At 65.1% G+C, this 26,373-nt stretch carries 19 protein-coding genes; 9 read left to right on the forward strand and 10 right to left on the reverse strand.

The genetic code is table 11. The features are described 5' to 3' along the window. Positions 1-81: 81 nt before the first annotated feature. Positions 82-1,104, reverse strand: a complete 1,023-nt coding sequence (gene glk, locus EYV96_RS12000; RefSeq protein ID WP_131151795.1) for a glucokinase — start codon at positions 1,102-1,104, stop codon at positions 82-84. Between the two features lie 201 nt (positions 1,105-1,305). Continuing rightward, a complete protein-coding gene (locus EYV96_RS12005; RefSeq protein ID WP_131151796.1) occupies positions 1,306-2,658 on the reverse strand; it encodes a GH1 family beta-glucosidase in 1,353 nt (450 codons plus the stop codon). A 174-nt stretch (positions 2,659-2,832) separates the two neighbouring features. Here EYV96_RS12005 and EYV96_RS12010 point away from each other — a divergent pair, with 174 nt between their 5' ends. The 8 genes from EYV96_RS12010 (at position 2,833) to EYV96_RS12045 (ending at position 13,473) form a co-directional block, all read left to right on the forward strand. Next, positions 2,833-3,909, forward strand: coding sequence for an ABC transporter ATP-binding protein (locus tag EYV96_RS12010; protein ID WP_131151797.1), 1,077 nt, complete (start codon positions 2,833-2,835; stop codon positions 3,907-3,909). A gap of 259 nt (positions 3,910-4,168) precedes the next feature. Beyond that, positions 4,169-6,478, forward strand: a complete 2,310-nt coding sequence (locus EYV96_RS12015; protein WP_131151798.1) for a TonB-dependent hemoglobin/transferrin/lactoferrin family receptor — start codon at positions 4,169-4,171, stop codon at positions 6,476-6,478. 13 nt (positions 6,479-6,491) lie between these two features. Then, complete coding sequence (locus tag EYV96_RS12020; protein ID WP_131151799.1) at positions 6,492-7,580, forward strand: hemin-degrading factor; 1,089 nt, start codon at positions 6,492-6,494, stop codon at positions 7,578-7,580. Then, positions 7,573-8,448, forward strand: coding sequence for a heme/hemin ABC transporter substrate-binding protein (locus EYV96_RS12025; RefSeq protein WP_131151800.1), 876 nt, complete (start codon positions 7,573-7,575; stop codon positions 8,446-8,448). Before EYV96_RS12020 ends, EYV96_RS12025 begins: the two co-directional genes overlap by 8 nt. After that, complete coding sequence (locus EYV96_RS12030) at positions 8,445-9,503, forward strand: FecCD family ABC transporter permease (RefSeq protein WP_240732485.1); 1,059 nt, start codon at positions 8,445-8,447, stop codon at positions 9,501-9,503. Before EYV96_RS12025 ends, EYV96_RS12030 begins: the two co-directional genes overlap by 4 nt. After that, positions 9,500-10,318 (forward strand): heme ABC transporter ATP-binding protein, encoded by an 819-nt coding sequence (locus EYV96_RS12035; RefSeq protein WP_131151801.1) that lies wholly within the window; start codon positions 9,500-9,502, stop codon positions 10,316-10,318. Before EYV96_RS12030 ends, EYV96_RS12035 begins: the two co-directional genes overlap by 4 nt. Positions 10,319-10,420: 102 nt before the next feature. After that, entirely contained in the window at positions 10,421-11,413 is a 993-nt protein-coding gene (gene hemB / locus EYV96_RS12040) for a porphobilinogen synthase (RefSeq protein ID WP_131151802.1), read from the forward strand. A gap of 224 nt (positions 11,414-11,637) precedes the next feature. Continuing rightward, the gene (locus tag EYV96_RS12045; RefSeq protein ID WP_131151803.1) at positions 11,638-13,473 is read left to right on the forward strand and encodes a monovalent cation:proton antiporter-2 (CPA2) family protein; all 1,836 of its coding nucleotides are present in this window, start codon (positions 11,638-11,640) and stop codon (positions 13,471-13,473) included. On the opposite strand, the gene EYV96_RS12050 is transcribed toward EYV96_RS12045, so the two are convergent. From EYV96_RS12050 to EYV96_RS12070, 5 genes are all read right to left on the reverse strand, one after another. Then, positions 13,474-13,986, reverse strand: a complete 513-nt coding sequence (locus EYV96_RS12050) for an SRPBCC domain-containing protein (RefSeq protein ID WP_205746161.1) — start codon at positions 13,984-13,986, stop codon at positions 13,474-13,476. A gap of 35 nt (positions 13,987-14,021) precedes the next feature. Next, positions 14,022-14,489, reverse strand: coding sequence for a hypothetical protein (locus EYV96_RS12055; RefSeq protein ID WP_131151804.1), 468 nt, complete (start codon positions 14,487-14,489; stop codon positions 14,022-14,024). Between the two features lie 93 nt (positions 14,490-14,582). Beyond that, positions 14,583-15,146 (reverse strand): DUF2314 domain-containing protein, encoded by a 564-nt coding sequence (locus EYV96_RS12060; protein ID WP_131151805.1) that lies wholly within the window; start codon positions 15,144-15,146, stop codon positions 14,583-14,585. A gap of 79 nt (positions 15,147-15,225) precedes the next feature. Continuing rightward, positions 15,226-18,687 carry an ankyrin repeat domain-containing protein gene (locus EYV96_RS12065; RefSeq protein WP_131151806.1) on the reverse strand — a complete coding sequence of 1,154 codons (3,462 nt, stop codon included), beginning with the start codon at positions 18,685-18,687 and terminating at the stop codon, positions 15,226-15,228. A gap of 55 nt (positions 18,688-18,742) precedes the next feature. Then, on the reverse strand, positions 18,743-19,048 hold the full coding sequence (locus EYV96_RS12070; protein WP_131151807.1) for a YcgL domain-containing protein: 306 nt from the start codon (positions 19,046-19,048) through the stop codon (positions 18,743-18,745). Positions 19,049-19,379: 331 nt separating this feature from the next. Between EYV96_RS12070 and EYV96_RS12075 the strand changes: the two genes are divergently transcribed. Further along, a complete protein-coding gene (locus EYV96_RS12075; RefSeq protein ID WP_131151808.1) occupies positions 19,380-20,825 on the forward strand; it encodes an OmpP1/FadL family transporter in 1,446 nt (481 codons plus the stop codon). 110 nt (positions 20,826-20,935) lie between these two features. Here the strand turns inward: EYV96_RS12075 and EYV96_RS12080 are convergent, their stop codons facing one another. The 3 genes from EYV96_RS12080 to EYV96_RS12090 all read right to left on the reverse strand — a co-directional run bounded on the left by EYV96_RS12080 (position 20,936) and on the right by EYV96_RS12090 (position 26,370). Further along, on the reverse strand, positions 20,936-22,387 hold the full coding sequence (locus EYV96_RS12080; protein ID WP_131152439.1) for a coniferyl aldehyde dehydrogenase: 1,452 nt from the start codon (positions 22,385-22,387) through the stop codon (positions 20,936-20,938). Between the two features lie 172 nt (positions 22,388-22,559). Continuing rightward, the gene (locus tag EYV96_RS12085; RefSeq protein ID WP_131151809.1) at positions 22,560-25,040 is read right to left on the reverse strand and encodes a TonB-dependent receptor; all 2,481 of its coding nucleotides are present in this window, start codon (positions 25,038-25,040) and stop codon (positions 22,560-22,562) included. Positions 25,041-25,224: 184 nt separating this feature from the next. Next, on the reverse strand, positions 25,225-26,370 hold the full coding sequence (locus tag EYV96_RS12090) for an SO2930 family diheme c-type cytochrome (protein ID WP_131151810.1): 1,146 nt from the start codon (positions 26,368-26,370) through the stop codon (positions 25,225-25,227). Positions 26,371-26,373 lie beyond the last annotated feature (3 nt).

Here is a 26,373-nt window from a genome sequence, read left to right on the forward strand (position 1 = left end):
GTAAACGGTGCAAGGCAAGCACGGGCAAACATGCAGGTCGCCCTTACCGTTCACCGTTTACAGCCCGCGCAGCGGGCGAACTCACTCGCCAGCGGGTACCAGTGGCAGGCCGCTCTCAAGCACCGCGAATGCCGCTGCGCCAAGCAGGCCCGGCTCCGGATGCGTCATGGCGATCGTCGGCACCTGCACCATCGTTTCCTGGAAACGACCCTTCGCTTCGAAGCGCGAACGGAAGCCGCCGTGCTTGAGCCACGGAAGCAGGATGGGCAGCACGCCGCCGGTGAGGAACACGCCTTCCCAGCCGCCCAGGCTCAGCACCAGGTCACCGGCGACGCTGCCGAAGATGCCGGCCAGCGTTTCGACCGTGCGAATGCACAGGGCATCGGTCCCGGCGTTGGCGCGGTCGGTGATGTCTTCCGGCGTGTAGTCCTCGGCGGGCAAACCGTGGATGTCGGCGAGGGCGAGGTAAAGGTTCACCAGGCCATTGCCGCAGATCATGCGTTCGTTGGAGACGCGACCAAAGCGCGCGTTGAGGCGATGCAGGATTTCGACGTCTTCCGCCGTGTGCGCGGCAAAGCCGGCATGGCCGCCTTCGGTTTCGAGCACTGTCCAGCGGCCCTCACGCAGCAGCAGACCTGCAACGCCCAGGCCCGTGCCCGGGCCCATCACCACGAAAGTCTGCGTGTGATGGGCACCGAGATGCGGCAACGCTTGCGGACCGACGGCTTCAAGCTGGTCGTGCCGCAGCAACGGCACGGCCATGCCCTGCGCGGCGAAATCGTTAACCAGTCGCACGGAGTCGAGTTTCAACTCGGCCTGCAGGCCATGCGCCGACACCGCCCAGGGATTGTTGGTGACCTTCACCGTTTCGCCATCGGCAATACGGCCGGCCGCTGCAATCACGGCGCGCGTCGCATGGTTGCCCGTGTCCGCGAAGTACTGGCGGATGGTCTCAGCCAGCGACGGGAAATCTTTCACGCGGTAACGGCGCACGCTGTCGAGCAGCAGCGGCGTGGGGCGGGTGGGATCGGCGAGAGCGAAGCGAACGTTGGTGCCGCCCAGGTCAGCGAGCAGCGTGATGGCGGCGTTGGCGGTAGATCTCATGAACAATCCTGGCAACGGGTCAGGTCGCACCGCCACGTGGCGTGGGCCTGGGGTCGGTCCCTGTTGTCCGCCGCGCTTGGCGGCGGGTGGGGAAACGTCTGAGTGTACGTCAGTAGACGACCGAAGGATGACAGGCTGCAAACGAATTCAGGAACTGCGGGACCCTACTGTTCCGAATGTTCGTGATGTCTAAGGCTTTGCTTAGTCATCAAGAGCCGTGCCGTGGCTCTCGATGACCTGCGTGTAGAACCTGGCGGTGGCTTTGGGCGTACGTTTCTGGGTAGCAAAGTCCACGTGGTACAGGCCGAATCGCTTGGAGAAACCCAGTGACCACTCGAGGTTGTCCATCAGCGACCAGGCGTAGTAGCCGCGCACATCGACACCGGCCTGAATGGCGTCGTGTACGGCCTTGAGGTGTTTGCGCAGGTAGTTGGTGCGCAGCGGGTCGTCGAGTACGGCTGCTTCGGCCACCGGCGGATCGTAGAAGGCCGAGCCGTTTTCGGTGATGTAGAGCGGGATATCGCCGTAGCGGTCCTTGAACCAGGTCAGCGTGTCGGTCAGGCCCTGCTCGAACACTTCCCAGCCCGTTTCCGTGTAGGTCTTGTTCGGTTGGCGCACGGGCGACGCCTTCAGCGGATACTGATTTTCATCGTGTTTCACGACGGCGCGCGTGTAGTAGTTGATGCCGACGAAGTCGACCTTCTGCTGAGTCAACTTGAAGTCGTCGGCCGGGAATTCCGGCCAGGCATCGCCGAAGATCTCCTTCAGCTCCGGCGGATAGCTGCCCAGCAGGGCCGGGTCGGCGAATTGCTCGTTCATGTAGGCGTGCGCCCGACGCGTGGCGGCAAGGTCCTGCTCGCTTTGCGAATGCGGATACTTCGGCTCGATATTGAAGACGACGCCGATCTCATGCTTGCCATGCGCGCGGTAAGCCTGGATGCCGGCGCCGCTGGCGCGCATCAGGTTATGCGCGGCGATCGGCGCTTCGTATTTGCTGCGATGTCCGGGCGCGAGCGCGCCGTGCAGGTATCCGCCGTCAGTCACCACCCAGGGCTCATTGAGCGTGGACCAGCGCTGCACGCGTCCGTCCAGCGCCTTGAACATCACTTCGGCGTATTCAGCGAACCAGTGCGCGATGTCGCGGTTGAGCCAGCCGCCGCGGTCGTCCAGCGCCGCCGGAAGATCCCAGTGAAACAGGGTGGCGTTGGGTGCGATGCCCTGCTCGAGCAGCTCGTCGACCAGGCGCTTGTAGAAATCCAGGCCCTTCTGGTTCACCCGGCCGGTGCCCTCGGGCAGCACGCGCGCCCAGGCGATGCTGAAGCGATAGCCCTGCAGGCCCAGCGCCTTCATCAGCTGGACGTCGTCCTTGTAGCGACGGTAGTGGTCGCAAGCGACGTCGCCGGTATCCCCGCCCACCATCATTCCCGGCGTATGCGCGAAGCGTTCCCAGATGCTGGGGCCGGCGCCGTCAGCCAGCGGGGAGCCCTCGATCTGGTAGGCGGAGGTCGCGGCGCCCCAGAGGAAGCCATCGGGGAAACGGTAGGTCTGGGTCATGGGGAGAGCCCTCGATGCCGCATCGCGGCTTGATGTAAACGTTTACATTGGAGAATATCCGAATGTTCCCCGCTTGTGCAGTCCGACCGGCGGGTCAGGGTTTGCCCCGGTTTCCGGGCTGGCTCGTCGGCTGTCAGTGTGGTCCGATGACTCGGCCACGGGAGAGGATCAGGCATGGCCCAAGTGCGTCTGGACAAGCTGCGCAAGGTGTATCCCAACGGCCATGTCGGCGTGGCGGACGCCAGTTTCGACATCGCCGACGGCGAGCTGCTGGTCCTGGTAGGGCCCTCCGGCTGCGGCAAGACCACGCTGCTGCGCATGATCGCCGGCCTGGAATCCATCAGCGGCGGCACGCTTAGCATTGGCGATCGGGTGGTCAATGACGTGGCGCCCAAGGATCGGGATATCGCCATGGTGTTCCAGAACTACGCGCTTTATCCGCATATGACCGTCGCAGAGAATCTTGGCTTTGGCCTGCGCCTGCGCGGCACGCCGACGTCGGAAGTGGACCGGCGCGTGGCGGACGCGGCGCGCATGCTTGAACTGGAGCAGCGCCTGGATTCACGCCCGGCGGCGTTGTCGGGCGGTCAGCGCCAGCGTGTCGCGCTCGGTCGCGCGCTCGTGCGCAATCCATCGGTGTTCCTGCTCGACGAGCCGCTCTCCAACCTCGACGCCAAACTACGGCTGTCCATGCGCGTGGAGATCGCGCGCATCCACCGCAAACTCGGCGCAACGATGGTCTACGTCACCCACGACCAGATCGAGGCGATGACACTGGGCCAGCGCATCGTGGTGCTCAACGGCGGCGTGATCCAGCAGATCGACACGCCCATGAACCTCTACGACAAACCGGCCAATCTCTTCGTCGCCGGTTTCCTGGGCAGCCCGGCGATGAACTTGTTTCGCGGCACGCTGCGCGCTGACGGGCGTCTGGAAACGCCCGAAAGCACCGTGGCCCTGGGCGAACTCCCACCGACGAGCGCGCTGGCGAACTGGCTGGACAAGGAAGTGGTCGTGGGCGTGCGCCCGGAAGATCTGCAACCTTCCGACCACGGTTCGCTTTCAGCCCAACTCGAAGTCATCGAGCCTGTGGGCAATGAAGTCTTTCTCAATCTGCGCCACGGCACGACGGAGCTGGTTTCGCGCGTTGCGCCCCGTTCGCTGCCGTTGCCGGGTGCATCGATGACGTTCGGGTTCGCGCCCGAGAAGCTCCACTTCTTCGATGCAGCCTCCGGGCAGCGTATCGGGTGAAGTCGCGCGCGTTGCGCGCTGTTAACGGTGAACAGTAAACGGTAAGAGCCAGAGCGGCCCCCGCTCTTACCGTTCACCGTTTACAGCCCCGAAGGGGCGACCCTCCGCTCTTGTCTCACGCTGCTTGCAATTTATTCGAATGCGAGTCATTCTCATCTAAGAGCTCACACCCCCGATAACGAACCGGCCGCCAGCCGCAGGCGCAACGCCTGCCTTTGCCAGCAACGCCGTGTGCAAACACGCCTGGCAAAGGAACACCATGTCCATGTTTCGCCTTACACCGCTTGCCGCGGTGATTTTCGCCGTCCTGGTCGCGCCGGTGCGCGCCGACGACAGCGCCGCCACTGCCGAGAACACCACCGAACTGCCGAAAGTGCAGGTGACGGCGATCAGCTCGTCGCTGCAGCTCAACACGCCCGGCACGGTCACGCAGATCAGCCGTCAGCAGATGGACGAGCATCTGGTGAGCAATATCCGCGACCTCGTGCGCTATGAGCCGGGTGTGTCGGTGATCGGTACGGCCGGTCGCTTTGGTCTGGACAGCTTCAATATCCGTGGACTGTCGGGTAACCGCACGCGTATCGAAATCGACGGCGTGAGCATGCCTTCGTCGTTTGGTGCGGGCGTCGGTGGCGGCAGCTTCCGTGCGGGCCGCAACTTCGTGGATCTCGACACCGTGCGTCAGGTGGAGATCGTACGCGGTCCGGCGTCGGCCATTTATCCGTCCGATTCGCTGGGTGGCATGGTGAGCTTGCGCACGAAGGATCCGGTCGATTACCTCACCGATGGCCGCCACGTTTATCTCTCGCTGAAAGAGCAATACGACACCACCGACCGCAGCTTGAGCTCCGCGGCGACGCTGGCGGGTGGCAACGCGCAGAACGGTATCGTCTTTATCTTCAACCACCGCGAAGGCCACGAGACCGACAACAAGGGCGACATCGGCGGCTACGGCGCCGCGCGCACGCGTCCCGATCCGTTGACCTATGGCCTGGACAGTTTCCTGGCCAAATACGTGCACACCTCCGCGAAGGGACGGCTGGATCGCGTCACCGTCGAAGGCTCGCAGCTGCGGACGAAAACCAACAGCTGGTCCGCCATGGGCGGCGCGGTGGGTTACTACCACTCGCAGGACGAGAATCGTCGTGTGCGCGGCAGCGTCGGGCAGGAATACACCGCGATCGACTCGCCGATCGTCAGTTCACTGGAATGGAACGTCTACGCGCAGAACGCCCGCAGCACCACGGATACGCAGACCGAAACGGCAGCCTACCGCCGCAATTTCAACAACATGCCACTGCGCGAACGCGTCATGGGCGGCAAGCTTGTCGCAGTGAAGCGGCTGGGTGACGACAGCGCGGTCGCCCAATCCATCAGCTACGGTGTCGAGCTTTCGCGCACCACCGCTGATTCGTGGGCCAGCGGCTATGGGCAGAGCAAGGCGACAGGAGCCACGGGCACCACCACGCCCTACATGCCGGGCCGCTATCCGATGCATCTGATCCCCAAGAGCGACACCGATCGCTGGTCGGTCTTTGCCGAAGACGAGATCACGCTGCTCGACTCGCATTTGCAGATCACGCCCGGTGTACGCGTGGACCGCTACGAGTACAAGCCGGACAACGACGCGCTGTACCAGAAGTACAACCCCACCTTTGTCGCGCAGAACTACGAGAAGACGCATACCTCGCCGAAGCTCGGCGTGATCTGGCGCATCAACGACGTCTACAGCGTGTACGGCAACTACGCGCAGGGATTCCGCCCGCCGCTTTACAGCGAGATCGCCGGCGCGTGGAACGAACAACCGATCGCCAGCATCAACATCGCGTATCTGCCAAACAACAACCTCAAGGCTGAAACCAGCAAGGGCCTGGAGCTGGGCTTCCGCGGCCACGGCACGGCCGGCTGGTTCAACGTCGCTGCGTACTACAACAAGTACCGCGACTTCATCTGGTCCGGTTATGCCTTGCCTGCCGCGCAGGTGCCAGACTGGGCGTATCAGATGGCGCCCGGCGCGCGCGTCAACATGTTCTTCCAGGCGGTCAACGCGCCGCGCGCGGTGATCAAGGGCGCCGAAGCCAGCGGTGCGTTGCGGCTGGAGACCTTCGCCGATGCCTTGCAGGGATGGCAGCTCAAGGGCAGCGCGTCGATCACCAGCGGCAAACTGATCGAACCGGGCAGTGATGGCTACAGCCCGCTCAATACGGTCGATCCGGCCAAGCTGGTGCTGGGCGTTTCGTACGACGCGACGCAATGGGGCGCCGAGCTGGTCGGCACCGGTGTGCGTCGTCATACGCAACTTTCGCTGCCGACGGCCTTCCGCCCGCCGGGCTACGCCACGATCGATCTGTACGGCCACTACGAGCCAGTCAAGAACCTCACCCTCTACGCCGGCGTGACCAACCTCGCCGACCGCAAGTACTGGGACTGGGGCAACCTCAATAGCGGCGTGCTGGGCAACCTGATTACCGGCAACGGCGCCAACGATGCCGGCACCGGTGGCATTCCCGCCGATCGCCTCACCATGCCCGGTCGCACTTTCAGCATCGCCGCACGCATCGCTCTGTGAGCGAGGAGACAACATGCTCAACGAAAACGTGAATCCCTCCGTCGTGGAACTTCCGCCAGCCCAGCTGCGCGATGCATGGGCGGCCCTGAAGCAAGCCGAGCCCAACCTGCGCGCGCGTGATCTTGCCGAGAAGCTTGGCGTGAGCGAAGGCGAAGTGGTGGCCAGTCGCTGCGGCGAGGGCGTCGTGCGGCTTGAAGGCCCTTGGGCGGACCTGATCCGCGACCTCCCCTCGGTCGGCTACGTGATGGTGCTGACGCGCAACGATAGCTGTGTGCACGAGAAGAAGGGCAGCTTCAACAACGTCGATCTCGGCCCGATGATGGGCGTGGTGCTGGACGAAGCGATCGATCTGCGCATTTTCCTCAAGCACTGGAAGTACGGCTTTGCGGTGCGCGAGGAGTCACGCGGTCGCGTCCTCAACAGCCTGCAGTTCTTTGATAGCGATGGCACCGCGGTGCACAAGATCTACCAGACCGAACAGACCGACGCGGAGGCGTGGTCGCGGCTGGTGGCGAAGTTCAATGCGGCTGTGCAGACGCCGCTGTTCGAAGCGCGGACCGTCGCCGACCCGCTGCCGGAAGTGCTCAAGGACAACGCGATTGATGTCGCGGCCCTGCAGGACGGCTGGCGGGCGATGCGCGATCCGCACGATTTCTTTGCACTGCTGCGGCGCCAGCAGGTGACGCGTGCGCAGGCATTGCGCCTGGTGGGCGATGAATTCGCACATCGTGTCGACAACAGCGCCGTGCGCGTCATGCTCGAACAGGCTTCGGTCAGCGAACTACCGATCATGGTGTTCGTCGGCTCGCCGGGCGTGGTGCAGATCCACACCGGGCCCGTGCATCACATCAAGCCCATGGGACCATGGCTCAACATTCTCGATCCTGACTTCAACCTGCATCTGCGCGAAGACCACATCGTGCAGAGCTGGGTCGTGCGCAAGCCGTCGCCGGAAGGCGCCGTGACCTCGCTGGAGTTGTACGACGCGAAGGGGCAACAGATCGTGCAGTTCTTCGGCAAGCGCAAGCCGGGCATTCCGGAGCGCGAGGACTGGCGTGTGCTGGTGGCGTCGCTTCCGCGAGCGGAGGTGGATCATGGCTAAGCTGGGTCTGTCGCTTCTGCGGCGCATGGCTTTCCTCGGCATCGCTGCGATCGTCGCCTTGACCAGTTTCCGCGCCGCTGCCGAAACGCCGGTTCGCGTCGTCGCGCTGGGCGGCGACATCACCGAAACCATCTATGCACTGGGCGCCGAATCAAGCCTGGTTGGCGTCGACAGCACGAGCCTGTGGCCCGAAGCGGCGCAGAAACTGCCCAATGTCGGCTATGTGCGGCAGTTGAGCGCCGAAGGCATCCTCGCCCTGCATCCGCAGTTGATCATTGCCACGCACGACGCGGGCCCTGCGGCGGTGATCGAGCAGTTGCGGCAGGCTGGTGCGCGTCTGGAAATGTTGCCGGTGTCGCGCAGCCCCGACGATGCGCTCGCGAAGGTTCGCCGCATCGGCGAGCTGCTGGATCGCAAGGCGCAGGCCGAGGCGCTGGCGCAGCGCATGAGCGCTCACTACCAGTCGCTGGGTGCCAGCGTCGCGTCGATGAAGCGTCATCCGCGCGTGGTGTTCCTGATGTCCGCCGGCGCAGGAAGCCCGATGGCGGCAGGCAGGCACACGGCGGCCGATCGCGTCATCGCGCTGACCGGCGGTACCAATGTTGCCGCCCGCTTCGAAGGCTACAAACCCGTCTCGCCCGAAGCGATGGTGGCGCTCGCGCCGGACGTGATCATGCTGATGCGTGAACGCGCGACGGATGTCGGTGGTGTCGAGGGTGTACTGAAACTCCCCGGTGTCACACAGACGCCTGCGGGCAAAGCCCAGCGCATCCTGTTCATCGACGGCCAGGCCTTGCTGGGCTTCGGTCCGCGCAATGCCGCCGAGGCCGTCGAACTGCAGCAGACGCTCGCCGGGGCCGCGCCGTGAATTCGGCCGTCATGCCAGCGCCGGTGATTCGCCAGGCGCGATCACTGGCGCTGGTGGCGCTCACCGGATTGCTGGTGCTGACGTCCTTGTGGGGGCTCAACAGCGGCGCCATGGACATCTCCATCGCCCAGGTCACGGGTGCCATCGGACGATGGATCGCGGGTGATGCATTGAGCAGCGAGGACCATGTCGTGCTGATGCTGCGCTTGCCGCGAGTTGGCATGGCTGTACTGGTGGGCGCCGCGCTTGCCTGCGGTGGCACGACGATGCAGGGCCTGTTTCGCAACCCGCTCGCCGATCCCGGGCTGATCGGCGTGTCGGCCGGCGCGGCGCTGGGTGCGGTGGGGATGATCGTGCTGGGGCATCGTCTCGGTGCATGGCTGCCGGAAGGATCCGCGTCGTATCGCGTGGCCGCGGCGGCGTTCGTGGGCGGGCTGGCCGCCACGGCGCTGGTCTACGCGATCGGTCGACGCCGGCAAGGCGTGGCGACCTTGTTGCTGGCCGGCGTGGCGATCAATGCGATGGCGATGGCCGGCGTCGGCATGCTGACGTTCCTCGCCAGCGAAAACCAGTTGCGCGATCTCACCTTCTGGACGCTCGGCAGCCTCGGCGGCAGTGACTGGTCGAAGATCGGTCTGGTGGCGCCGTTGATCCTCGCGCCGCTGCTGGTGCTGCCACAACTGGCGCGCGCGCTTAATGCGTTGCTGCTGGGCGAGCACGAAGCGACGCTGATGGGCTTTCGTCCCGGGCGATTGCAGCCCTTGCTGGTGGTGCTGGTCGCGTTGATGGTCAGCGCGGCGGTCGCCATGACCGGCGTCATCGGCTTCGTGGGCCTGGTCGTGCCGCATGTGCTTCGGCTGATCTGGGGGCCCGATCACCGTCTGTTGCTGCCTGCTTCGGCGCTGGGCGGTGCAGCCTTGTTGGTGGCGGCCGACACGCTGGCGCGCGTCGTCGTGGTGCCGGCGGAATTGCCTATCGGCGTCCTGACGGCGCTGATCGGTGGGCCGTTCTTCCTGTGGCTGTTGTTGCGCCATCGCGTAGGAGAAGGTGCATGAACGTGGCGATCGACTGGCTGGCCTCGCATGAACACGCCGGCGAACTGGCGGTCAGTGGCATACACCTGACGCGCGGCGGGCGTCGCATTCTGCAGGATGTGAGCCTGCGCGCGCGGCCGGGTCGCGTGCTGGTCCTGATCGGGCCCAACGGCGCGGGCAAGAGCAGCCTGATCAACCTGTTCGCGGGCCTGCTTGCGCCCTCGATGGGTGCGGTGACGCTCGACGGACAGCCCTTGCAGCGCTGGTCGACGCATGCACTGGCGCGACGCCGGGCCATGCTCTCGCAGCACGTGCAGCTGGGCTTTTCGTTCCTGGCCGAGGAAGTGGTGCATCTGGGCCGCAGCGCCCATGCGTCCGCAGGCGGCGACAGCGCCGAGCGCGACATTGTCGACGCGGCGATGCGCGCGGCACACGCCTGGCATCTGCGCGGCCGGGCCTATCCGGAGTTATCCGGCGGCGAAAAGCAGCGCGTGCAGCTGGCTCGCGTGCTGGCCCAGGTGTGGGATGCGCCGGAAGCCCATCCCTGGTTGTTGCTGGACGAGCCTGAGGCTGGCCTGGACATCGCCCACCAGCATTTCGTGCTCCAGCGCGCCCGCGTGATGGCCACGCGTGGCTTTGGAGTGATCGCCGTGCTCCATGACCTGAACCTGGCCCTGCGCTATGCCGACGATGTCGCCGTGCTGTCCCAGGGCCGTCTGCTGCGCCACGGCAGCCCGGCCCATGCCCTGGATCCTGAGGTGTTGTCGACGGTCTACGGCCTGTCATTGCGCCGCCAGCGGCTGGATGACGGGAACTGGGTGCTGCTTCCCGCCTGAGGCTGTCATTCGAGAGATTCCGGCCGCGGCAAAGTGCCCCCATCCGGCAGGCAGAGGGCGCGAGGGTCTAAAATGGGCGAATTCGTACCCCGAGAGTCCGCCATGAGCTTCCCCGCCATCCGCATGCGCCGCATGCGCCGCGACGCCTTCTCCCGCGCACTGATGCGCGAAAACACCCTGCTGCCGAGCGACCTGATCATGGTGGCCTTCGTGATCGAAGGCGAAGGCCAGCGTGAGGCGGTTCCCTCGATGCCGGGCGTGGAGCGCCTGTCGATCGACGGCTTGCTGGATCTGGCGGGCGAGTGCGTGCGCCTGGGCATCCCGGCGCTGGCGCTGTTCCCCTCGCCCGGTAACGGCGTGAAGACCGAGGACGCGCGCGAAGCCTGGAATCCGGATGCCCTGATGCAGCGTGCCACCCGTGCGCTCAAGGCCAAGTATCCGCAGCTGGGCCTGATCGGCGACGTGGCGCTCGATCCGTACACCACCCACGGCCAGGACGGCCTGATCGACGAGAACGGCTACGTGATGAATGAGCCGACCATCGAGGCGCTGATCAAGATGTCGCTGGCCCAGGCCGAGGCGGGCATGGATTTCGTGGCGCCGTCGGACATGATGGACGGCCGCATCGGCGCCATCCGCGACGCGCTCGAAGAGGCCGGTCACATCCACACCCGCATCCTGGCTTATTCGGCCAAGTACGCCTCCAGTTTTTACGGCCCCTTCCGCGACGCCGTCGGTTCGGCCGCCAACCTGGGCAAGGGTGACAAGCACACCTACCAGATGGACGTGGGCAACAGCGACGAAGCCCTGCGCGAAGTGGAGCTGGACATTGCTGAAGGCGCAGACGCCGTCATGGTGAAGCCCGGCATGCCTTATCTCGATGTACTTCGCCGCGTGAAGGACGCCTTCGGCATGCCAACCTTCGTCTACCAGGTGAGCGGCGAGTACGCGATGCTGAAGGCGGCCGCGCAGAATGGCTGGCTGAACGAGAAAGCCGTGGTGCTCGAATCGCTGGTGGCCTTCAAGCGGGCCGGTGCTGACGCGATCCTGACGTACTACGCCATTGACGCCGCGCGCTGGCTCAAGGGCGAGTGAGGCCGGGGCATTGACGCGCCCCTGTGAGGGCGCTCACTGCGCGTCGCTGTAAATGGTGAACAGGGAAGAGCGGCTCACGGCCACCTTGGCCCGCATTTCCTATTCACCATTCACCATTCATAGCCCGCTTTGCGGGCGGCTTCACAGCCGGCTCCCGTCGCCGGATTCGCACGGTGCGTAGCACCGTGAAATAATCGCCCATCCCTCCGCTGTTGGGCGCGTACGTGGAAAACCACTCCTTCCTCAACACCGCGCTGGTGTTCCTGTTGGCGACTGTGGTCGTCGTACCCCTGACCAAACGCTTCCGGCTTGGCGCCGTGATGGGTTTCCTGCTGGCTGGCGTGGTGATCGGGCCGCAGGTGCTGGGGCTGGTGGGTGACACCGAAGGCGTGGCGACGATCTCCGAGCTGGGCGTCGTGCTGATGCTGTTCGTGATCGGCCTGGAGCTTTCGCCGCAGCGTTTGTGGGTCATGCGCCGGCAGGTCTTCGGCACGGGCCTGTTGCAGGTGCTCGCGTGCAGCGTGGTGATTGGCGCCGGGTGTTATTTCCTGCTGGGCCTTACCGCGAACGCCGCCACGATCATTGGTGGCAGTCTTGCGCTGTCATCGACGGCATTCGGATTGCAGATCCTCGCTGAACGCAAAGAGGCCGGCTCCGCGTACGGGCGCCAGACCTTCGCCATCCTGCTGTTCCAGGACCTGGCCGCCATTCCGCTGATCGCTGCCGTGCCCTTGCTGGCGAGCACGTCGTCGGCTCATGGTCTGGATGTCCACGCCACCCTGCGCACCGTGGGCGCCATCGTCGTGGTCATCGTCGGCGGTCGCTATCTCTTGCGGCCGGTGTTCCGTTTCGTGGCGCGCGCGAATGCTCAGGAAGTGTCCACCGCCACGGCGCTGCTGGTGGTATTGGGCACCGCCTGGATCATGGAACAGGTCGGCGTGTCCTCGACACTCGGCGCTTTTCTTGCCGGCGTGCTGCTGGCCGACTCGGAATATCGCCACGACCTCGAATCACAGATCGAGCCGTTCAAGGGTTTGTTGCTTGGCCTGTTCTTCATCAGCGTGGGCATGTCGATGGACATGCACCTGCTGCTGTCCAAGCCGGGCCTGGTGCTTGGCGTGACGGCCGCGGTGCTGCTGACCAAGGCGCTGATGCTGTGGCCGCTTGGACGCATCGTGGGTGGCCTCAATCATGCCGATTCGCTGCGCATGGTGGTGCTGCTCGCGTGTGGCGGCGAGTTTGCCTTCGTGGTGCTCAAGCAGGCGCTGGAGCAGAACATCATCCGTCCGTCGCTGCATGGCACGGTGGTGCTGGCCATTACCTTGTCGATGGCGATCACGCCCCTGATGGTGGCGGCGGTCGGTCGCCTCATCGACACCAAGGCCAAGAAGCCCGATCGCGAATACGACACCATCGACACCGCGCCGCCGCGCGTGATCATCGCCGGCTTCGGGCGCATGGGTCAGATCGTGGGTCGTACGTTGCGCGCACAGCGCATCCCGTTCGTGGCGCTGGAATCCTCGGTGGAGCAGATGGACACGCTGCGCCGCTTCAACAACACGTCGCTGTTCTTCGGCGATCCGGCGCGCCCGGACCTGTTGCGCGCGGCGCAGGCCGACCAGGCGGAAGTGTTCGTGCTGGCCACCGATGACCCGGACGCCAACCTGCGCATCGCGCGCCTGGTGCGCCGCCAATACCCGCATCTGAAGATCGTCGCGCGCGCACGCAATCGCCAGCACGTCTTCCGCCTGATGGACCTGGGTGTCGAGGAGCCGGTGCGCGAAACGTTCTATTCCAGCCTGAAAATGACGCGCAAGACGCTCGAAGCGCTGGGGCTTTCGCCGGAGCTGGCGGCCGATCGCGTCGAGCGGTTCCGCCAGCATGACGTCAAGCTGCTCAAGGCGCAGTACCTCGTCTATGACGACGAAACCCGCCTGGTGCAGACCTCGCAGGAGGCCCTCAAGGACCTCATCCACCTGTTCGATGCCGACGACGATCCGGCGGCGAAGGAAGAGCGCGAAACCGCGAAGGTGGAAAATACCGTCAGCGACGAAAGCTGATCACTCGACGTAGGCGGCGAGGTTGGCCAGCGTCGAGCGCATGCCTTCCTCGTGGTCGCGCGGATCGATGCCCGCAGGCACGTCCGTTGCCTCGACGGTCACCTGTGTGCCGTCCGGACGAGCATCCAATTGCCACGTCATGGTCATCGTGCCGGCGAACGTCGGGTCGGTGGATTTGAATTCGACCGTCATGACCATGCGGCGATCAGGTGCGAAATCAACAAAGCGTCCGGTGATCTCGTCCGTGTGTTCGGACGATTTGCCAGGCGCGTTCTCGAAGATGAGCGTCATGGCGAGGCGTCCCCCGGGAACCGGCTCGAACACGTCGATCACGGCTTTGGCGCCGCGCGGCGCGAGCCAGTGCGCCATGGCGTCCCTGCCGCGAAAGGCGCGATAGATCGTGCCCGGATCGGCATGGATCAGGCGCGATGCACTTTGCGTCATGGCCTGTGAGGGATGCACGGACGGTTGCTCCGCGATGGCTTCAGTCGCCGGATAGTAAGCACGGTGCATGTGACTTCGATGGCAAGGGCGTCCGTTCGGGTGCCTCAAGCGCCCCTGCGTCTGCGCACATACCCGAGCGTCGCGCGCACAGGAAGACTCAGGATCGCACCGACCATGATTCCCGCACCAAGGAGTGCTATCGCCCGCATGATGTCGTGGCCGACCGGACCCTGCAGGTATGCAAGGTGTTGCCACTCGAGTGTGGCGATGAAGCACAGGGCGAGCGCGCAGGGCAGGCCGATGGCGAACCAGCTGACGATCAGTCCAAAGGGTCCCATGCGTTGGTCCGCCATCGCCTCGAACACCATGGTGCGGCCCCGGATACTGCCGATGGGGTCGTAGGTGTTGGGTACCACTTGAGCTTGCCGCTCGCGCGCCTCGCGCACCGTCACTTCGACCGGGGCGCAGTCCTCGTGTGCGACCTTGCGTTCGTGCGCCTGGACTTGCGCCAGGTTGCCGTTGGGATCGTCAACGATGAACTTCACGCCGGCAACGTGGATTTCCTGCTTCACCTGTAGCTCCTTGTGATGGTAAGGCGACCGCTAGTCCCTTGGCCGGCAGTGCATGCCTCCACCGGTTTCATCCATGGCCCCGCGCGTTTCGTTTCACCCACCCGGCGGTTGATAGGTATCAAGAAACTTACCCACGAAGTTGCCTTCTTCGTGCCCATCCGGGTAGGTGATGGTCCAGTCTTCGATGTCTGATTCGGAAACCGCCATCGCCTGGCCTGGCTGGTAGTCGGTCAATAACTGCATCTGCGAGGCGAGCAGGCCACGGACGACGCCATCCTTGATCGAAAGCACTTCAAGGAAGACGGATTCCTGTTTGCCTGCGGAGTGCAGCGTGACGGTGACGTAGAAATGCTGGCCCGCGGGTAGCCCGGCGAGATAGCGGGACTTCGCGGCGGGATAGGCGGCTTTCGCCTGCTCGCGATAGGGCGCCGTGGCTGCGCGAAAGGCATCGATGGCATCACGCTCCAGGACGCGCGGCTTGTCCTGTGGCGCGTCGGGCGAAAGCGGGGAAAGTTGCGCGGGCGCGTTGATGCTGCTGGCTGCGGCGGGCGCGACCTTGTCGCCCCGCTTTCCGGCGGCATCGGCGCATACGCAAAGCAAGAACAAAAAAGCCGCCGAGACCATCAGCGGCTTGAACGCATCGTGGCGCAGCGTCATGAGTCCCCCCGAACTCGCCAGAACAAGCGGATCCAGCCTAAGGCACGGCCGGCATGCCGGCCAAGTGCCTCGTCGGGGCTTACTCGCTGGCCGGCTGGCGCAGTGTCTGGCGCACGCTTGGCATGGCGCCCTGACGTGCGGCCAGCTCGTGGGCGATGTCGACAAAGCCCAGGTGGCGAGCGACATCGGCGGCCGTGCGACCAAAGGCGTCGGCGGCGCTGCGATCGGCGCCACGTGCGAGCAGTACGCGTGCGGGCGGCAGCAATGCATGCATCGCGCAGGCGTGCAGGGCGGTCACGCCGCGCTGGTCGGCCTGTTCGATGCGTGCGCCGGCGTCGAGCAACACCGGCAACAGGGCGCCGACATGGGTCGGATCGCAATCGCTGCCCGGGCGCAGATGTGCACCCAGCAGCAGGAGCAGCGGCGACTTGCCTTCGCTATCGGCGAGGTTCGCGTCGGCGTCCCGCTTGAGCAGCGCATCGAACAGGCGACGGGCGCGCAGGCTGTCGTTGTGCTCGAAGCCAAACTGCGCCGCGGCATGAAGTGCGCTGTGACCACGGGCATCCACCGCCTGGATGTCGGCGCCGCCATCGAGCAATTGCTCGGCGATGTCGGGGAAGCCCATCGCAGCGGCCACCATCAACGCGGTGGCGTCACCGGGCAGTCGCTGGTCAACCGCGACGTTGTGTTCGAGCAGCAGGGCGACGAGTGCATCGCGACGGCCGCTGACCGCAGCGACGAGTGGCGTCATGCCATTGCGTGCGCCCAGGCCCATATCCGCGCCGTGATCGAGCAGGCGCGCTGCGATCTCGCGATGACCCATGCCGCAGGCGTGCAGCAGTGCGGTGGCGCCCTTGCTGTCATGCGTATTCACGTTGAAACCGAGTTCGAGCAGGCGTTCCACGGCGGCGAGGCCACCGGCCGCCGCGGCGGCGGGCAGGTCTTCTTCGCGTAGCGTGCGCGTCGGGCGCGGCCACTCGCCCCAGTCGAGCCAGCGTTCGACATCGCCATGCTCAAAGGCCAGGCCCATCGGCGTTTCGCCATTGGCGTCCGTGGCTTCCGCATCCGCGCCGTGCGCCACCAGCACGCGCACCAGCGGCAAGGATGCCTGGCCATGTTCGAGGGCGGCGAAAAGCGGCGTGCGGCCCTGGGCATCGCGCGTGTTGGGGTTGCATCCGCGGGCAAGGAGGTTTTGCAGCACGGGCAGCTGGGCCTGTGCGGCAGCGAGGTGGACGGGCGTGCGTTCGCGCGCATCCGGGCCAAACGGATCGGCGCCGCCTTCGATCAGGCGCAAGGCAAAGGCGTTGCTGTTGGCGCTGCCGTCAAGACGCTGCAGCGCCTGCGCCAGCAGGCCGGTGCCGGCGGGCGATGCGCCGGCGTCGAGCAGGTCCTGCACCGCTTCGATGGACGTCGGCAGCTGCAGCAGCAGTGCGTCGAACAGGCGGCGACCCAGCGGCGGCAGCGCAACATCGCCGCCCTCCACCATGTCGGCGTCGTCGACCAGCTGCGGCTGCAAACGCGCTTCGGCGGTCAGCGCATGATCGAGCAGCCAACGACGCGCGGCGCCGAGGCCAGGGCCGGCGAGGTCCAGGTAGAGCTGGGCGAGCTGGCCTTGCGACCACTCGCGCACGCGGTGCACGAAGGTGGAGACCACGGCCCAATGGCCGAAGCGCAGCGCGTCCAGCAGATGCGCCGGGCTGTCGGCGCCCTCCGGCATGGCTTCGTCGAAACGCAGGTTGGTGGGCAGCGGCGTTTCGGGATCGAGCAGGGTCACCAGATCCCAGCGTCCGGCAGCGGCCGCATGATCGAGTGCGCTGCGGCCATCGCTGCCCAGCGCTTTGGGCTCCGCGCCGAGCGCGAGTAACGCGCGAATGGTCTCTGCGTGGGCGTGAGGCGACTGGCAGGCAAGCGTCAACGCATCGCGACCATGACTGTCGCGCACGCGCGCATCCGGTTGTGCCTCGGCGAGCAGTTGCACGATGCCGACGGCACCGGCGCGCGCCGCTTCCATCAAGGCGGTGCTGCCGCGCTGGTCGATGAGCGAAGCGTCAGCTCCCGCCGCGCACAGCACGCGCGCGATCTGTTCATGACCTTCGCTGGCCGATTCCATCAACGCACTGCGATGGCGTGCATCGACGGCGTTCACGCTGGCGCGGGCCTTGAGCAACATGCGCACGCCTTCGACATCGTCGTCGGCGATGCCGGCGGCGGCGACCAGCGCCGGCTCGCCATCGGGCACGGTCGGCTTGGCGCCGTGCTCAAGCAGGAACTTCACCAGCGGCCAGTTGGCCGCACGGCAGGCGGCCGCCAGCGGACTGACGCGCTGGCGATTGAGCGCATTCACCGGCGCACCCGCATCGAGCAGCATCGCCGCCACGATCGGCTCGCCACTGAGCACGGCCCCGTGCAGCGCCGTGTTGCCTTCGAGATCGGTAGCCAGCGGGCTGGCGCCATTGGCCAGCAAAGTCATCACCGCATCCGGGCGGCCATGCCAGCTGTCGCGCGTGGCCGCCAGCAGCGGGGTGAAGCCGCCGCTGGAATGATTGACGTTGGCACCCTTGGCGATCAGGGCGCGCAGCAGGCGCGGGTCGGGGAGGAGCGCGGCGAGCATCAGGACCGGACGCTGGTCGCGATCGCCCGCTTCGGGTGCCGTGTTCGGATCGGCGCCGGCTTCGACCAGGGCCAGGGCCCGCTCGATATCACCGTCGCGGGTCGCTGCCAGCAGTGCCTGTGCCTGTTCCGGCGTTCCGGCGGTGCGTTCTTCCTCGCTCAGCACCGGCGGCGCGGCCTTCGGAACCGGCGCGCGGCGCGGTTCCTCGACGCCGCCCGCCGGTTGCCTTAAAGGGCGGCGGCCCTCGCAGAGCAAGGCGCGCAAGGTGCGGTTGGCGATGATCAGGCAGCACAACGGGAGCAGCACCACGCCATAGATAGCCAGCGCGGTGATGCGCAGCTCGGACGGCAGCACGCCATACAGGCCCGACAGCACGATGGCGGTGAACGCCAGCACCAGCAACGCGAGCGCCGCCGGCAGGAAATGGGTGAAGAAGCGTTCTTCCCGGGACAGGTGCTTGCCGAAGGCGACGCTGCGCGCGACGGCCGTGAAAATCCACGAGCCATCACTCTGCGGCGGATAGGCGTCGTCCCACAGATACACCAGGCCAAACGCGGGCCACATGCGCCACAGCGCGGCGAGCGCGATCACCAGGGACGCCGCCAGCATCAGCGTCGCGCCCAGGCTGTGTTCCTGGCTGAGCTTGAGCATGGGCCAGGCCACCAGCACGAACACCAGCACCACATAGGCGGAGGTCATCACCAGATGCGCCGCGCCCCGGCGCATCACCGTGCGCAGGAAATGGGGTTCCGGATCGAAGCCTATCGCGTGCGATACCGCCGCCATCGTCAGGGCATTCGCCAGCAGCAACGGTATGAGCGACAGCGGATGGTCGCTCAGTGCGGCGATCGCCACGGCGATCAGGCCGGGAACGAACCACAGAAGGGCCTGAAGGAAAGGCGTCGGGCGGCGCAATTTGGAATAGGACATGGTCGGGGAGTATAGGAATCGTCAGAACGGCAGAAGGTAATCCCGCGTTAACAGCTCAACGCTTCCCGGCTTCGTCGGAAAGATCCTGCGGCGCTTCGTTGTACGGCAAATGATTGGCCGACGTCAGCGATTGCGGTGGCGGCACCTGGAGATGCCAACCCTGGGTGCTCAGGTGATCGAGCACCGCGCGGGCATCTTCTTGCGGCAACTTCCGTTCCGGGTCGAGCTGGACCTCGAGGACGAAGCGCAGCTGGCCCAGCATGGTCGTCAGCGTGGCCGGCACGATGGCAAAGTCGTCGCGGCGTGCAAGCCACAGATAGGTATCGGTCTTGCGCTGGCTCGCGTAGACAAAACACTGCATGGAAGGAACCCCGATGGAGGAAAGGCAACGGCCGCCCGCGAATCCGGGCGCCATCGGCAATCCGCCATGGTCCCCTCAGTTACGTCCGGGGTCAACGCGTGCGGTGCCGATCATGCGCCTATCCGTCACGAACGGAGCGCAACACGCCCGAACCCCGGCCTTTGCTGCAACCGCACTTGCAAGGGTCAGGGCCAGCCGGCACAGTGCCGGGCAGGGGTGTCAAACGCGCGTATGAATTTTTGTGCCGATAGGCCCCCGTAACGATGCTTGTAAATAAAGCGTTACACTCGACTGTTCCCGAGCCGGATCAACGATAAGCAGGAGCTATCCGATGCAGATGTTCTCTCGTTCCATTTCGCGCGCGGCTCGTCCGTTCGCGCTTGCCGCACTTAGCCTGGCCGTCATCGGTGCCCTGACTGCCCCGCAGTCCGCACAGGCCAGCGCGTTCCAGTTGAAGGAAAACAGCGCCAAGGGCCTGGGCCGCGCCTATGCCGGTTCGGCTGCTGCCGGTGGTGACGTGTCCGTGGTGGTGAACAACCCCGCCGCGATGACCGAACTCAAGGGCACCTATTTCCAGGCTGACGTTACCGCCATCAACTTCAGCACCAAGTTCAGCGGTTCGGCCCACGACGTGGTGGGTCGTCCGATCTCCGGCAACAACGGCGGCGACGCCGGTACCACCCTGCCGGTTCCGGCCCTGTTCTTCGCCACCCAGCTGAGCGATCGCTGGCACCTGGGCGCCGGCTTCTCGGTGCCGTTCGGCTTCGTCACCGAATACGACAAGAACTGGGTGGGTCGCTACAACGGCGTGAAGTCCAAGTTCGAGTCGTACGACGCGACCCTGTCGGCGTCGTTCGACGTGACCGACACCTTCGCGCTGGGCGCCAGCTTCATCGCGCAGAAGACCACCGCTGAGCTGACCTCGGCGATCAACTTCAATGCCGTGGGTCTTGGCATCCAGCAGCAGGTTGCCCAGGGCATCCAGGCTGGCCAGATCCCGCTGGCTGTCGGCCAGCAGATCATCCAGGGCGTGGCCGCTGCCACCCCGTACGGCGGCCCGGACGGTTATGCCCGCATCAAGGGTGACGACTGGGGCTACGGCTGGCAGGTCGGTGGTTTCTGGAAGCTCAGCCCGCAGGACAAGCTGGCGCTCAACTACCGCTCGAAGATCTCGCACAAGCTCGAAGGCACCGCGAACTTCACCGTGCCGAGCAACGTGCAGGCGCTGATGGCCAACCCGCTGGCCGCCGGCCTGTTCGCCAACGGTCTGCCGTTCACGCACACCGCCGGCACCGCCGACTTCACCACCCCGGCCACGGCTTCGGCCAGCTACTGGCACCAGGAAGACAAGTTCGGCTTCGGCATGGACCTGGCCTGGACCAAGTGGGACGTGTTCAAGACGCTGGAAGTGGATTACGCCAACCCGGCCCAGCCGCCGACGGTTGAAAACTACCAGTGGCGCAACACCTGGTTCGCCTCGATCGGTGGTGACTACTACCTCAACGAGAAGGTGACCCTGCGCGGCGGTATCGCGATTGACTCGACCCCGACGCATGCCTCCACCCGCAGCCCGCGCGTGCCGGACTCGACCCGCCAGTTCTTCTCGGTCGGCGTCGGCTACAAGGCCACGCAGAACTTCGAGATCAATGCTTCGTACGCCCACATCTTCGTGAACAAGGCGCACATGCAGGTGGCCAGCTCCACCGGCGACGTGCTCACCGGCGAGTCGGACGATTACGGCAATCTGCTGAGCATCTCGGCGCAGTACAAGTTCTGATCGAAGATCGGAATGGAGAAAAAGAAAACCCCGCCATTGGCGGGGTTTTCTTTTCCCGTCATTCCGGCGAAAGCCGGAATGACGGCAGTGATGGGCGCGGATATCCCCGATTACATCCGCTTCAACATGATCCCAAGCATCTTCTTGAAGCGCGCCCCGTAGGGCGGATTCAGCAACCCCGCCCCGTTGAATCGCGCCTGCCGGAACACCGGCTTCAGATGCGAGAACGTGCGGAACCCCGCCTCCCCGTGATACCCGCCCATGCCCGACGGACCCACGCCACCGAACGGCAGCTCATGCTGCGCAATGTGATAAAGCGTGTCGTTGACGCTGACGCCACCGGCGGAAGTGCGGGTCAGCACCTTGTCGATCAGCGCGGCGTCGGTTTCAAACACGTAGAGCGCAAGCGGATGCGGATGCGACGTGACATAGGCAATCGCCTCGTCCAGCGAGTCGTACGGCACCAGGGGCAACAACGGGCCGAAGATCTCTTCCTGCATCACCGACATGTCGTCGCGCACGTCGGTCAACATCACCGGCATCATGCGTCGCTGCGCAGCGCGATCCTGGCCCTGGCCCAGCGCTTCCACGCGGGCACCCGAAGCAACCGCGTCATCACGCAGTTTGGCCAGGCGCGCGTACTGGCGCTCTGAAATGATGCTCGCGTACTGATCATTCTCAGTCGGCAGGGGATACAGGTTCTGCGCCATCTCGCGCGCGCGGCCAACGAACTCGCTCATGCGCTCGCGCGGGACCAGCACGTAGTCGGGTGCAATGCAGGTCTGGCCGGCGTTGAAGAGCTTGCCGACGAGAATGCGCTCGACGGCGTTGTCCATGCGTGCGCCGGGGCCGATGATCGCCGGTGACTTGCCGCCGAGCTCCAGCGTGACCGGCGTGAGGTTCGCGGCCGCCGCCTTCATCACGTGGCGACCTACGGCCGTGGAGCCGGTGAACAACAAATGATCGAACGGCAGCGCGGAGAACGCCTGCGCCACCGACGCATCGCCTGTCACGACATGCACTTCGTCGGGCTGGAAGTAACGCGACACCAGTTTGGCGAAGAGCTCCGAGAACGCCGGAGTGAACTCACTCATCTTCACCAGCACCCGGTTGCCGGCGGCCAGTGCATCCGCCAGCGGACCCACGGCGAGATACAACGGGTAATTCCAGGGCACGATGATGCCGACGACACCCAGCGGCTGCGGCAGCATCTCGTTGCGAGCGGGCATGAAAAGTATGCCTGGCAGGCTGCGGCGCGGCTTCATCCAGCGGCGGCCGTGCTTGAGTGCGTGACGTACGCCGGAGAGGCTTGGGAAAATCTCCAGCAGATCGGTTTCTTCGCCAGGACGACCGCCGAAGTCGGCGTCGATGGCACGGGCGATCTCGTTGCGATGCTCGACGATAAGTGTTTCGAGTGCGCGCAAACGCTTGGCGCGGACAGCCCAGGCCGGCATCGGATCGCGCCCGTGGGCATCACGCATGCGCTGGAGAAGGACGGAAAGCTCGTTCGTGTCGTTCATGGGTACGCTTCGAAAGCTGCCATCGGCAGCGCGGTTGAGCATCTCGTCGGCGTGATCCCGGCGCGGGCCGGGATCCAGTGGCAAGGACGTTTGCATAGGCGTGTCTCCATGCGGTCAACATGGCAAACAATCAATGACTTTCACGTATTCCACGTCATCCCCGGTTGCGCGGGGATGACGTTTCCGTTGAGGCACGCGTAGCGAACGCGATGCCTTACAGCTTGGCGCGGAACTCCACGCCCCAGGTGCGCGGCGGCGTCACCGAAGCGAACGGCGTGCCGAACACGGTGGTGCTGATGTTGTTCACGCCGGTGACGTAGCGGTTGTTGAACAGGTTGTTGGCGAACAGGCCGATGCCCCAGTGATCGCCCGGTGCGCGCCAGTCGATGCGTGCGTCGGTGCGCTGCTGGCTTTCGCCGACCTTGAAGTTCGGGCTGATCACGCAGGTGCCCTGCAGGCGCGAGTCGTCATTGCAGCGCGTCGGACCGCGGTAGCCGTAGTTCAGGTCGAACTCCATCGCGCCACCGAACACGCCCTGCAAGGTGTAACCGACGCCGGCGGTGTACGAAAACTTTGGTTCGCCCGTCGGCTGGCCGGTCAGGTCCACGCCCGAATCGGCCATGGCCTTGCGGTAGGTCGCATCGATGTAGGCACCGGTGAAGTTCAGGCGCAGGCCGGTGATCGGCTGCCACAGCGCTTCGACCTCCAGGCCCTTCGCTTCCTGGTCGGTGCTGTTGACAAGGTAACGCGGGACGCCGGAGCCGGCCGTGTTGGGATCGAGCGTCAGCGACTGCTTGTTGTCGTAGCGGTAGTAGTACACCGAGCTGTTGAGCATCAGGTTCTGCTCGGGGAAGACCGTCTTCACGCCGGCTTCGTAGTTGATGACCTTTTCCGGCGCGAACTGCGAACCGACCTGCACGCTGTTGTAGCCGCCGGCCTTGTAGCCCTTGGTGACGGAGAAGTAGCCCATCACGTCATCGGTGAACTTGTAGTCGAGCACCAGGCGCGGGCTGACGTTGTTCCAGGTGTTCTTCTTCTGCACCGGAACGCCGATGGCGTCGGTGAAGATCACGTTGTTGCTGAACTGGGCGAGTGCGAACTGCGCTTCTGGCGGAAGCATGGCGATGACGCCAGCCTGTTGGAGCATGGCGACAGTCGCATCGTATTGCGGTGCGCTCCGCGGCATGTTGTACCAGGAGAACTGCTTCTCATCGCGCGTGTAGCGAATACCCGTCGTGACGTTGAAGCGATCGGTGACGTGCCAGATAACGTCGCCAAACGCCGCGTACGCCTTGAACTTGCCTTCGTTGCTGATGGCTTCGTGCCAGGGGTCGCCAAGGAGCGAAACCGGCAAGCCCAAAGCTGTGAGCCCTTCGCCGATCGAAGCCAGCGGGGGCGCATCCAGGTGGTACAGGTTCATAGCCATCGTATCGAGGCTATCGGTGAAAATATTCGTCTGGCTCGTCTGGCGCGCCTGCTCCTGGTAGTAGCTGACGCCACCCACCCAGTCGGCGATGCCGGTGGTGCCGGAGAGCTTGAACTCCTGGTACCAGCTGTTGTTGTGCTCGATGTTGGCGGTATCGAGGTAGGAAACGATGTGGTTGGTACCGTCGTAATCGCCCTTGTTGAGCGTGTCGAAACCGCGCCATGCGGTCGTCGACACCAGGCTGCCCCAGCCAAAGGAATGATCGAACGACAGCGTCACGCCATTGAAGGTACGCGTTTCGGCGGCGCCGACCGCGTCGTTGTAGAGCGGGGCGTGTAGCGGGTTGAGATAGGTGTTCGGATCGGCGGGGAACGGCGGGCGCTGGTTCGTGTCATTCGACAGCGAAATCAGGCCGATGGCCGGCTGCGGCGCCTGGTTGAGCTTTTCGTGATCCCACGACAACAGCATGCGGGTGTTGTCGGTGAAGTTCCAGCGGAACACCGTGCGCGTGCCCCAGTCGTCGTCCTTGCCGTAGCGCTTGCCGGTGGCGGCGTCCTTGATCCAGCCTTCGCTCTGGTTGGTCAGCGCGCTGACGCGCAGGGCCATGTCCTTGTTGATCGGCAGGTTGATCAGTGCGTCGGCGTAGCGCTTGCCTTCGTTACCCAGGCGCACGCGGCCCTTCAGCTCCAGGTGATCGCTGGGCTCATTGGTGACGATGGAAATCGCGCCGGCCGCCGCATTGCGACCGAACAGCGTACCCTGCGGGCCCTTCAGCACTTCGATGCGCTGGACGTCGTTGAACGCGAGCATGGCGCCGCCCGAGCGCGCGGCATAGACACCGTCGATGTACACGCCGACCGCCGGCTCGGTGCCGACGCCGAAGTCACCCGTCGAGATGCCGCGCAACTGATAACGCGGCTGCGTGGGCTGGTCGCCGCCGACCACGAGGCCGGGAACGAACATGTCCATCTTGCTGATGTCGGTCGCGGCGAGCGTATCGATCTGCTTGGCCGTGACGATCTGCAGCGGAATCGGCACCGACTGCATTTCCTGACTGCGGCTCTGCGCGGTCACGGTGATGTTGTCGAGCAGCTTGGCCTTGTTCGGATCGGCCTTCGAATCGGTAGCCGGCGCATTCGTCTGCGCGGCGGTGTTGTCCTGCGATTGCGGCGTGTCGTCGGCGAAGGCCGGCTGCATGCAGAGCAGCAATGCGGTGCCGCCCAGCAACTGGCGCAGGCACATGGACAACGGACGTGGACGAATGCTCATCACCAACTTCTCCCCTTTTCGGTGAGCCGCATGGGCGGCTGCCTGGCTTCTCTTGCCTTGTTTATTCGAATGGTGCGTGCCGAAGACCACCCCTCTTCCCGCCCTGCGCGCCCCCATTCCGGCGCAAGACGGGAAGAGTCGACACCGGGCCCCCGCCCGGCGTGGTGGATTCCCCTCAACGCGTTCAGCGCAGCGTGACGCAGGTTCCCGGCTGCGCCGCAATCCACGCCTTGATCAGTTCAACGCCTTCCTTGTGCACGGTGCTGCGTCCGATCTCGGGCATCATTTCGCCCGGCTCGGCGGAGTTCATGCGGTACGGCAGGATCGAGTCGTCGGGCTTGCCCGGCACGATGTCGAACATGTGGTCGCCCGTGCCACGGCCAGCCGCGACCGGCGGCTTGCACATGCCCATGTGGCGATCGTCATCGGGGGCGCTGATGTCGAGCGTCAGTCCCGTGGTATTGGCCGCACCGTTGGGGTTGTGGCAATGGCCGCAGTTGATGTCGAGATAGGCGCGCGCGCGCTCGTTGAGCGAGGCGTGCTGGTCCTGCCAGTTGGCATTGCGCGGTGCCTCGGCCGGTGCCGGTGCGCCAGTGAGATAACCCACCTTCATCAGGTGCGCGATCTCGTTTTCGTTGCCATCGGCGTAGTGGTAGTCACGATTGATGTGACGCGCCTTCAGGCCGATCGGATGCACCTTGCGCGACACCCAGTCCTGGGCGTGGCAGCTGGCGCACTGGCTTTCGTCGGGCATGACGTAGTTGAAGTCTTCGCGCGACTTGTCGTCGGCCACGAGAGTCAACGGCAGCACGGCGCCGGTGCGGGCGAGATCCGCATCGGACTGGTTGTCGTTCCACAAGTACGGGATCGCGGCCCAGCCATCCGGGCGATGCACGAGGATGCGCGTTTCGATCAGGCGCACGTTGGCCAGGTCGAGACCTTCGCCCGCGAAGTCCTTCGAACTGTCGTAGGTCCGCGCGACGTCGTCCTTCTGGCCACCGGCCACCTTCGGGTAATAGAAGGTCTTGCTGATCACCGTGCCGACGGGGAAGTCAAAGGAGTCGGTCGGGTTGTACTTGGCCGACTCGCCCTTGGGCATCCACACCGTGCGCAGCTTGTGCGCGTAATCGGTGAACAGCGGCGTGTTGAGGTCGTACGGGACGACGCCCTGGTTCAGCACCAGTTTGCCGCCACGCACTTCCACCACGTGCCATTCACTGAGTTTCGCCGGTCGCCCATCGGCGTGATAGGCAACCGGATCCATGCCGCGGTTGCACGCGGCAAGGCAGAGCAGGGCGGCAAGTGCCGCCGTGCGCTTCAACGACTTCATCCA

The organism is Dyella terrae, from assembly GCF_004322705.1.
Taxonomy (GTDB): Bacteria; Pseudomonadota; Gammaproteobacteria; order Xanthomonadales; family Rhodanobacteraceae; genus Dyella_D; species Dyella_D terrae.

Coding starts and splice junctions, on each gene's coding strand:
- glk (WP_131151795.1), bottom strand. CDS start 1,104: ATGAGATCTACCGCCAACGCCGCCATCACGCTGCTCGCTGACCTGGGC.
- EYV96_RS12005 (WP_131151796.1), bottom strand. CDS start 2,658: ATGACCCAGACCTACCGTTTCCCCGATGGCTTCCTCTGGGGCGCCGCG.
- EYV96_RS12010 (WP_131151797.1), top strand. CDS start 2,833: ATGGCCCAAGTGCGTCTGGACAAGCTGCGCAAGGTGTATCCCAACGGC.
- EYV96_RS12015 (WP_131151798.1), top strand. CDS start 4,169: ATGTCCATGTTTCGCCTTACACCGCTTGCCGCGGTGATTTTCGCCGTC.
- EYV96_RS12020 (WP_131151799.1), top strand. CDS start 6,492: ATGCTCAACGAAAACGTGAATCCCTCCGTCGTGGAACTTCCGCCAGCC.
- EYV96_RS12025 (WP_131151800.1), top strand. CDS start 7,573: ATGGCTAAGCTGGGTCTGTCGCTTCTGCGGCGCATGGCTTTCCTCGGC.
- EYV96_RS12035 (WP_131151801.1), top strand. CDS start 9,500: ATGAACGTGGCGATCGACTGGCTGGCCTCGCATGAACACGCCGGCGAA.
- hemB (WP_131151802.1), top strand. CDS start 10,421: ATGAGCTTCCCCGCCATCCGCATGCGCCGCATGCGCCGCGACGCCTTC.
- EYV96_RS12050 (WP_205746161.1), bottom strand. CDS start 13,986: ATGCACCGTGCTTACTATCCGGCGACTGAAGCCATCGCGGAGCAACCG.
- EYV96_RS12060 (WP_131151805.1), bottom strand. CDS start 15,146: ATGACGCTGCGCCACGATGCGTTCAAGCCGCTGATGGTCTCGGCGGCT.
- EYV96_RS12065 (WP_131151806.1), bottom strand. CDS start 18,687: ATGTCCTATTCCAAATTGCGCCGCCCGACGCCTTTCCTTCAGGCCCTT.
- EYV96_RS12070 (WP_131151807.1), bottom strand. CDS start 19,048: ATGCAGTGTTTTGTCTACGCGAGCCAGCGCAAGACCGATACCTATCTG.
- EYV96_RS12075 (WP_131151808.1), top strand. CDS start 19,380: ATGCAGATGTTCTCTCGTTCCATTTCGCGCGCGGCTCGTCCGTTCGCG.
- EYV96_RS12080 (WP_131152439.1), bottom strand. CDS start 22,387: ATGCTCAACCGCGCTGCCGATGGCAGCTTTCGAAGCGTACCCATGAAC.
- EYV96_RS12085 (WP_131151809.1), bottom strand. CDS start 25,040: ATGAGCATTCGTCCACGTCCGTTGTCCATGTGCCTGCGCCAGTTGCTG.
- EYV96_RS12090 (WP_131151810.1), bottom strand. CDS start 26,370: ATGAAGTCGTTGAAGCGCACGGCGGCACTTGCCGCCCTGCTCTGCCTT.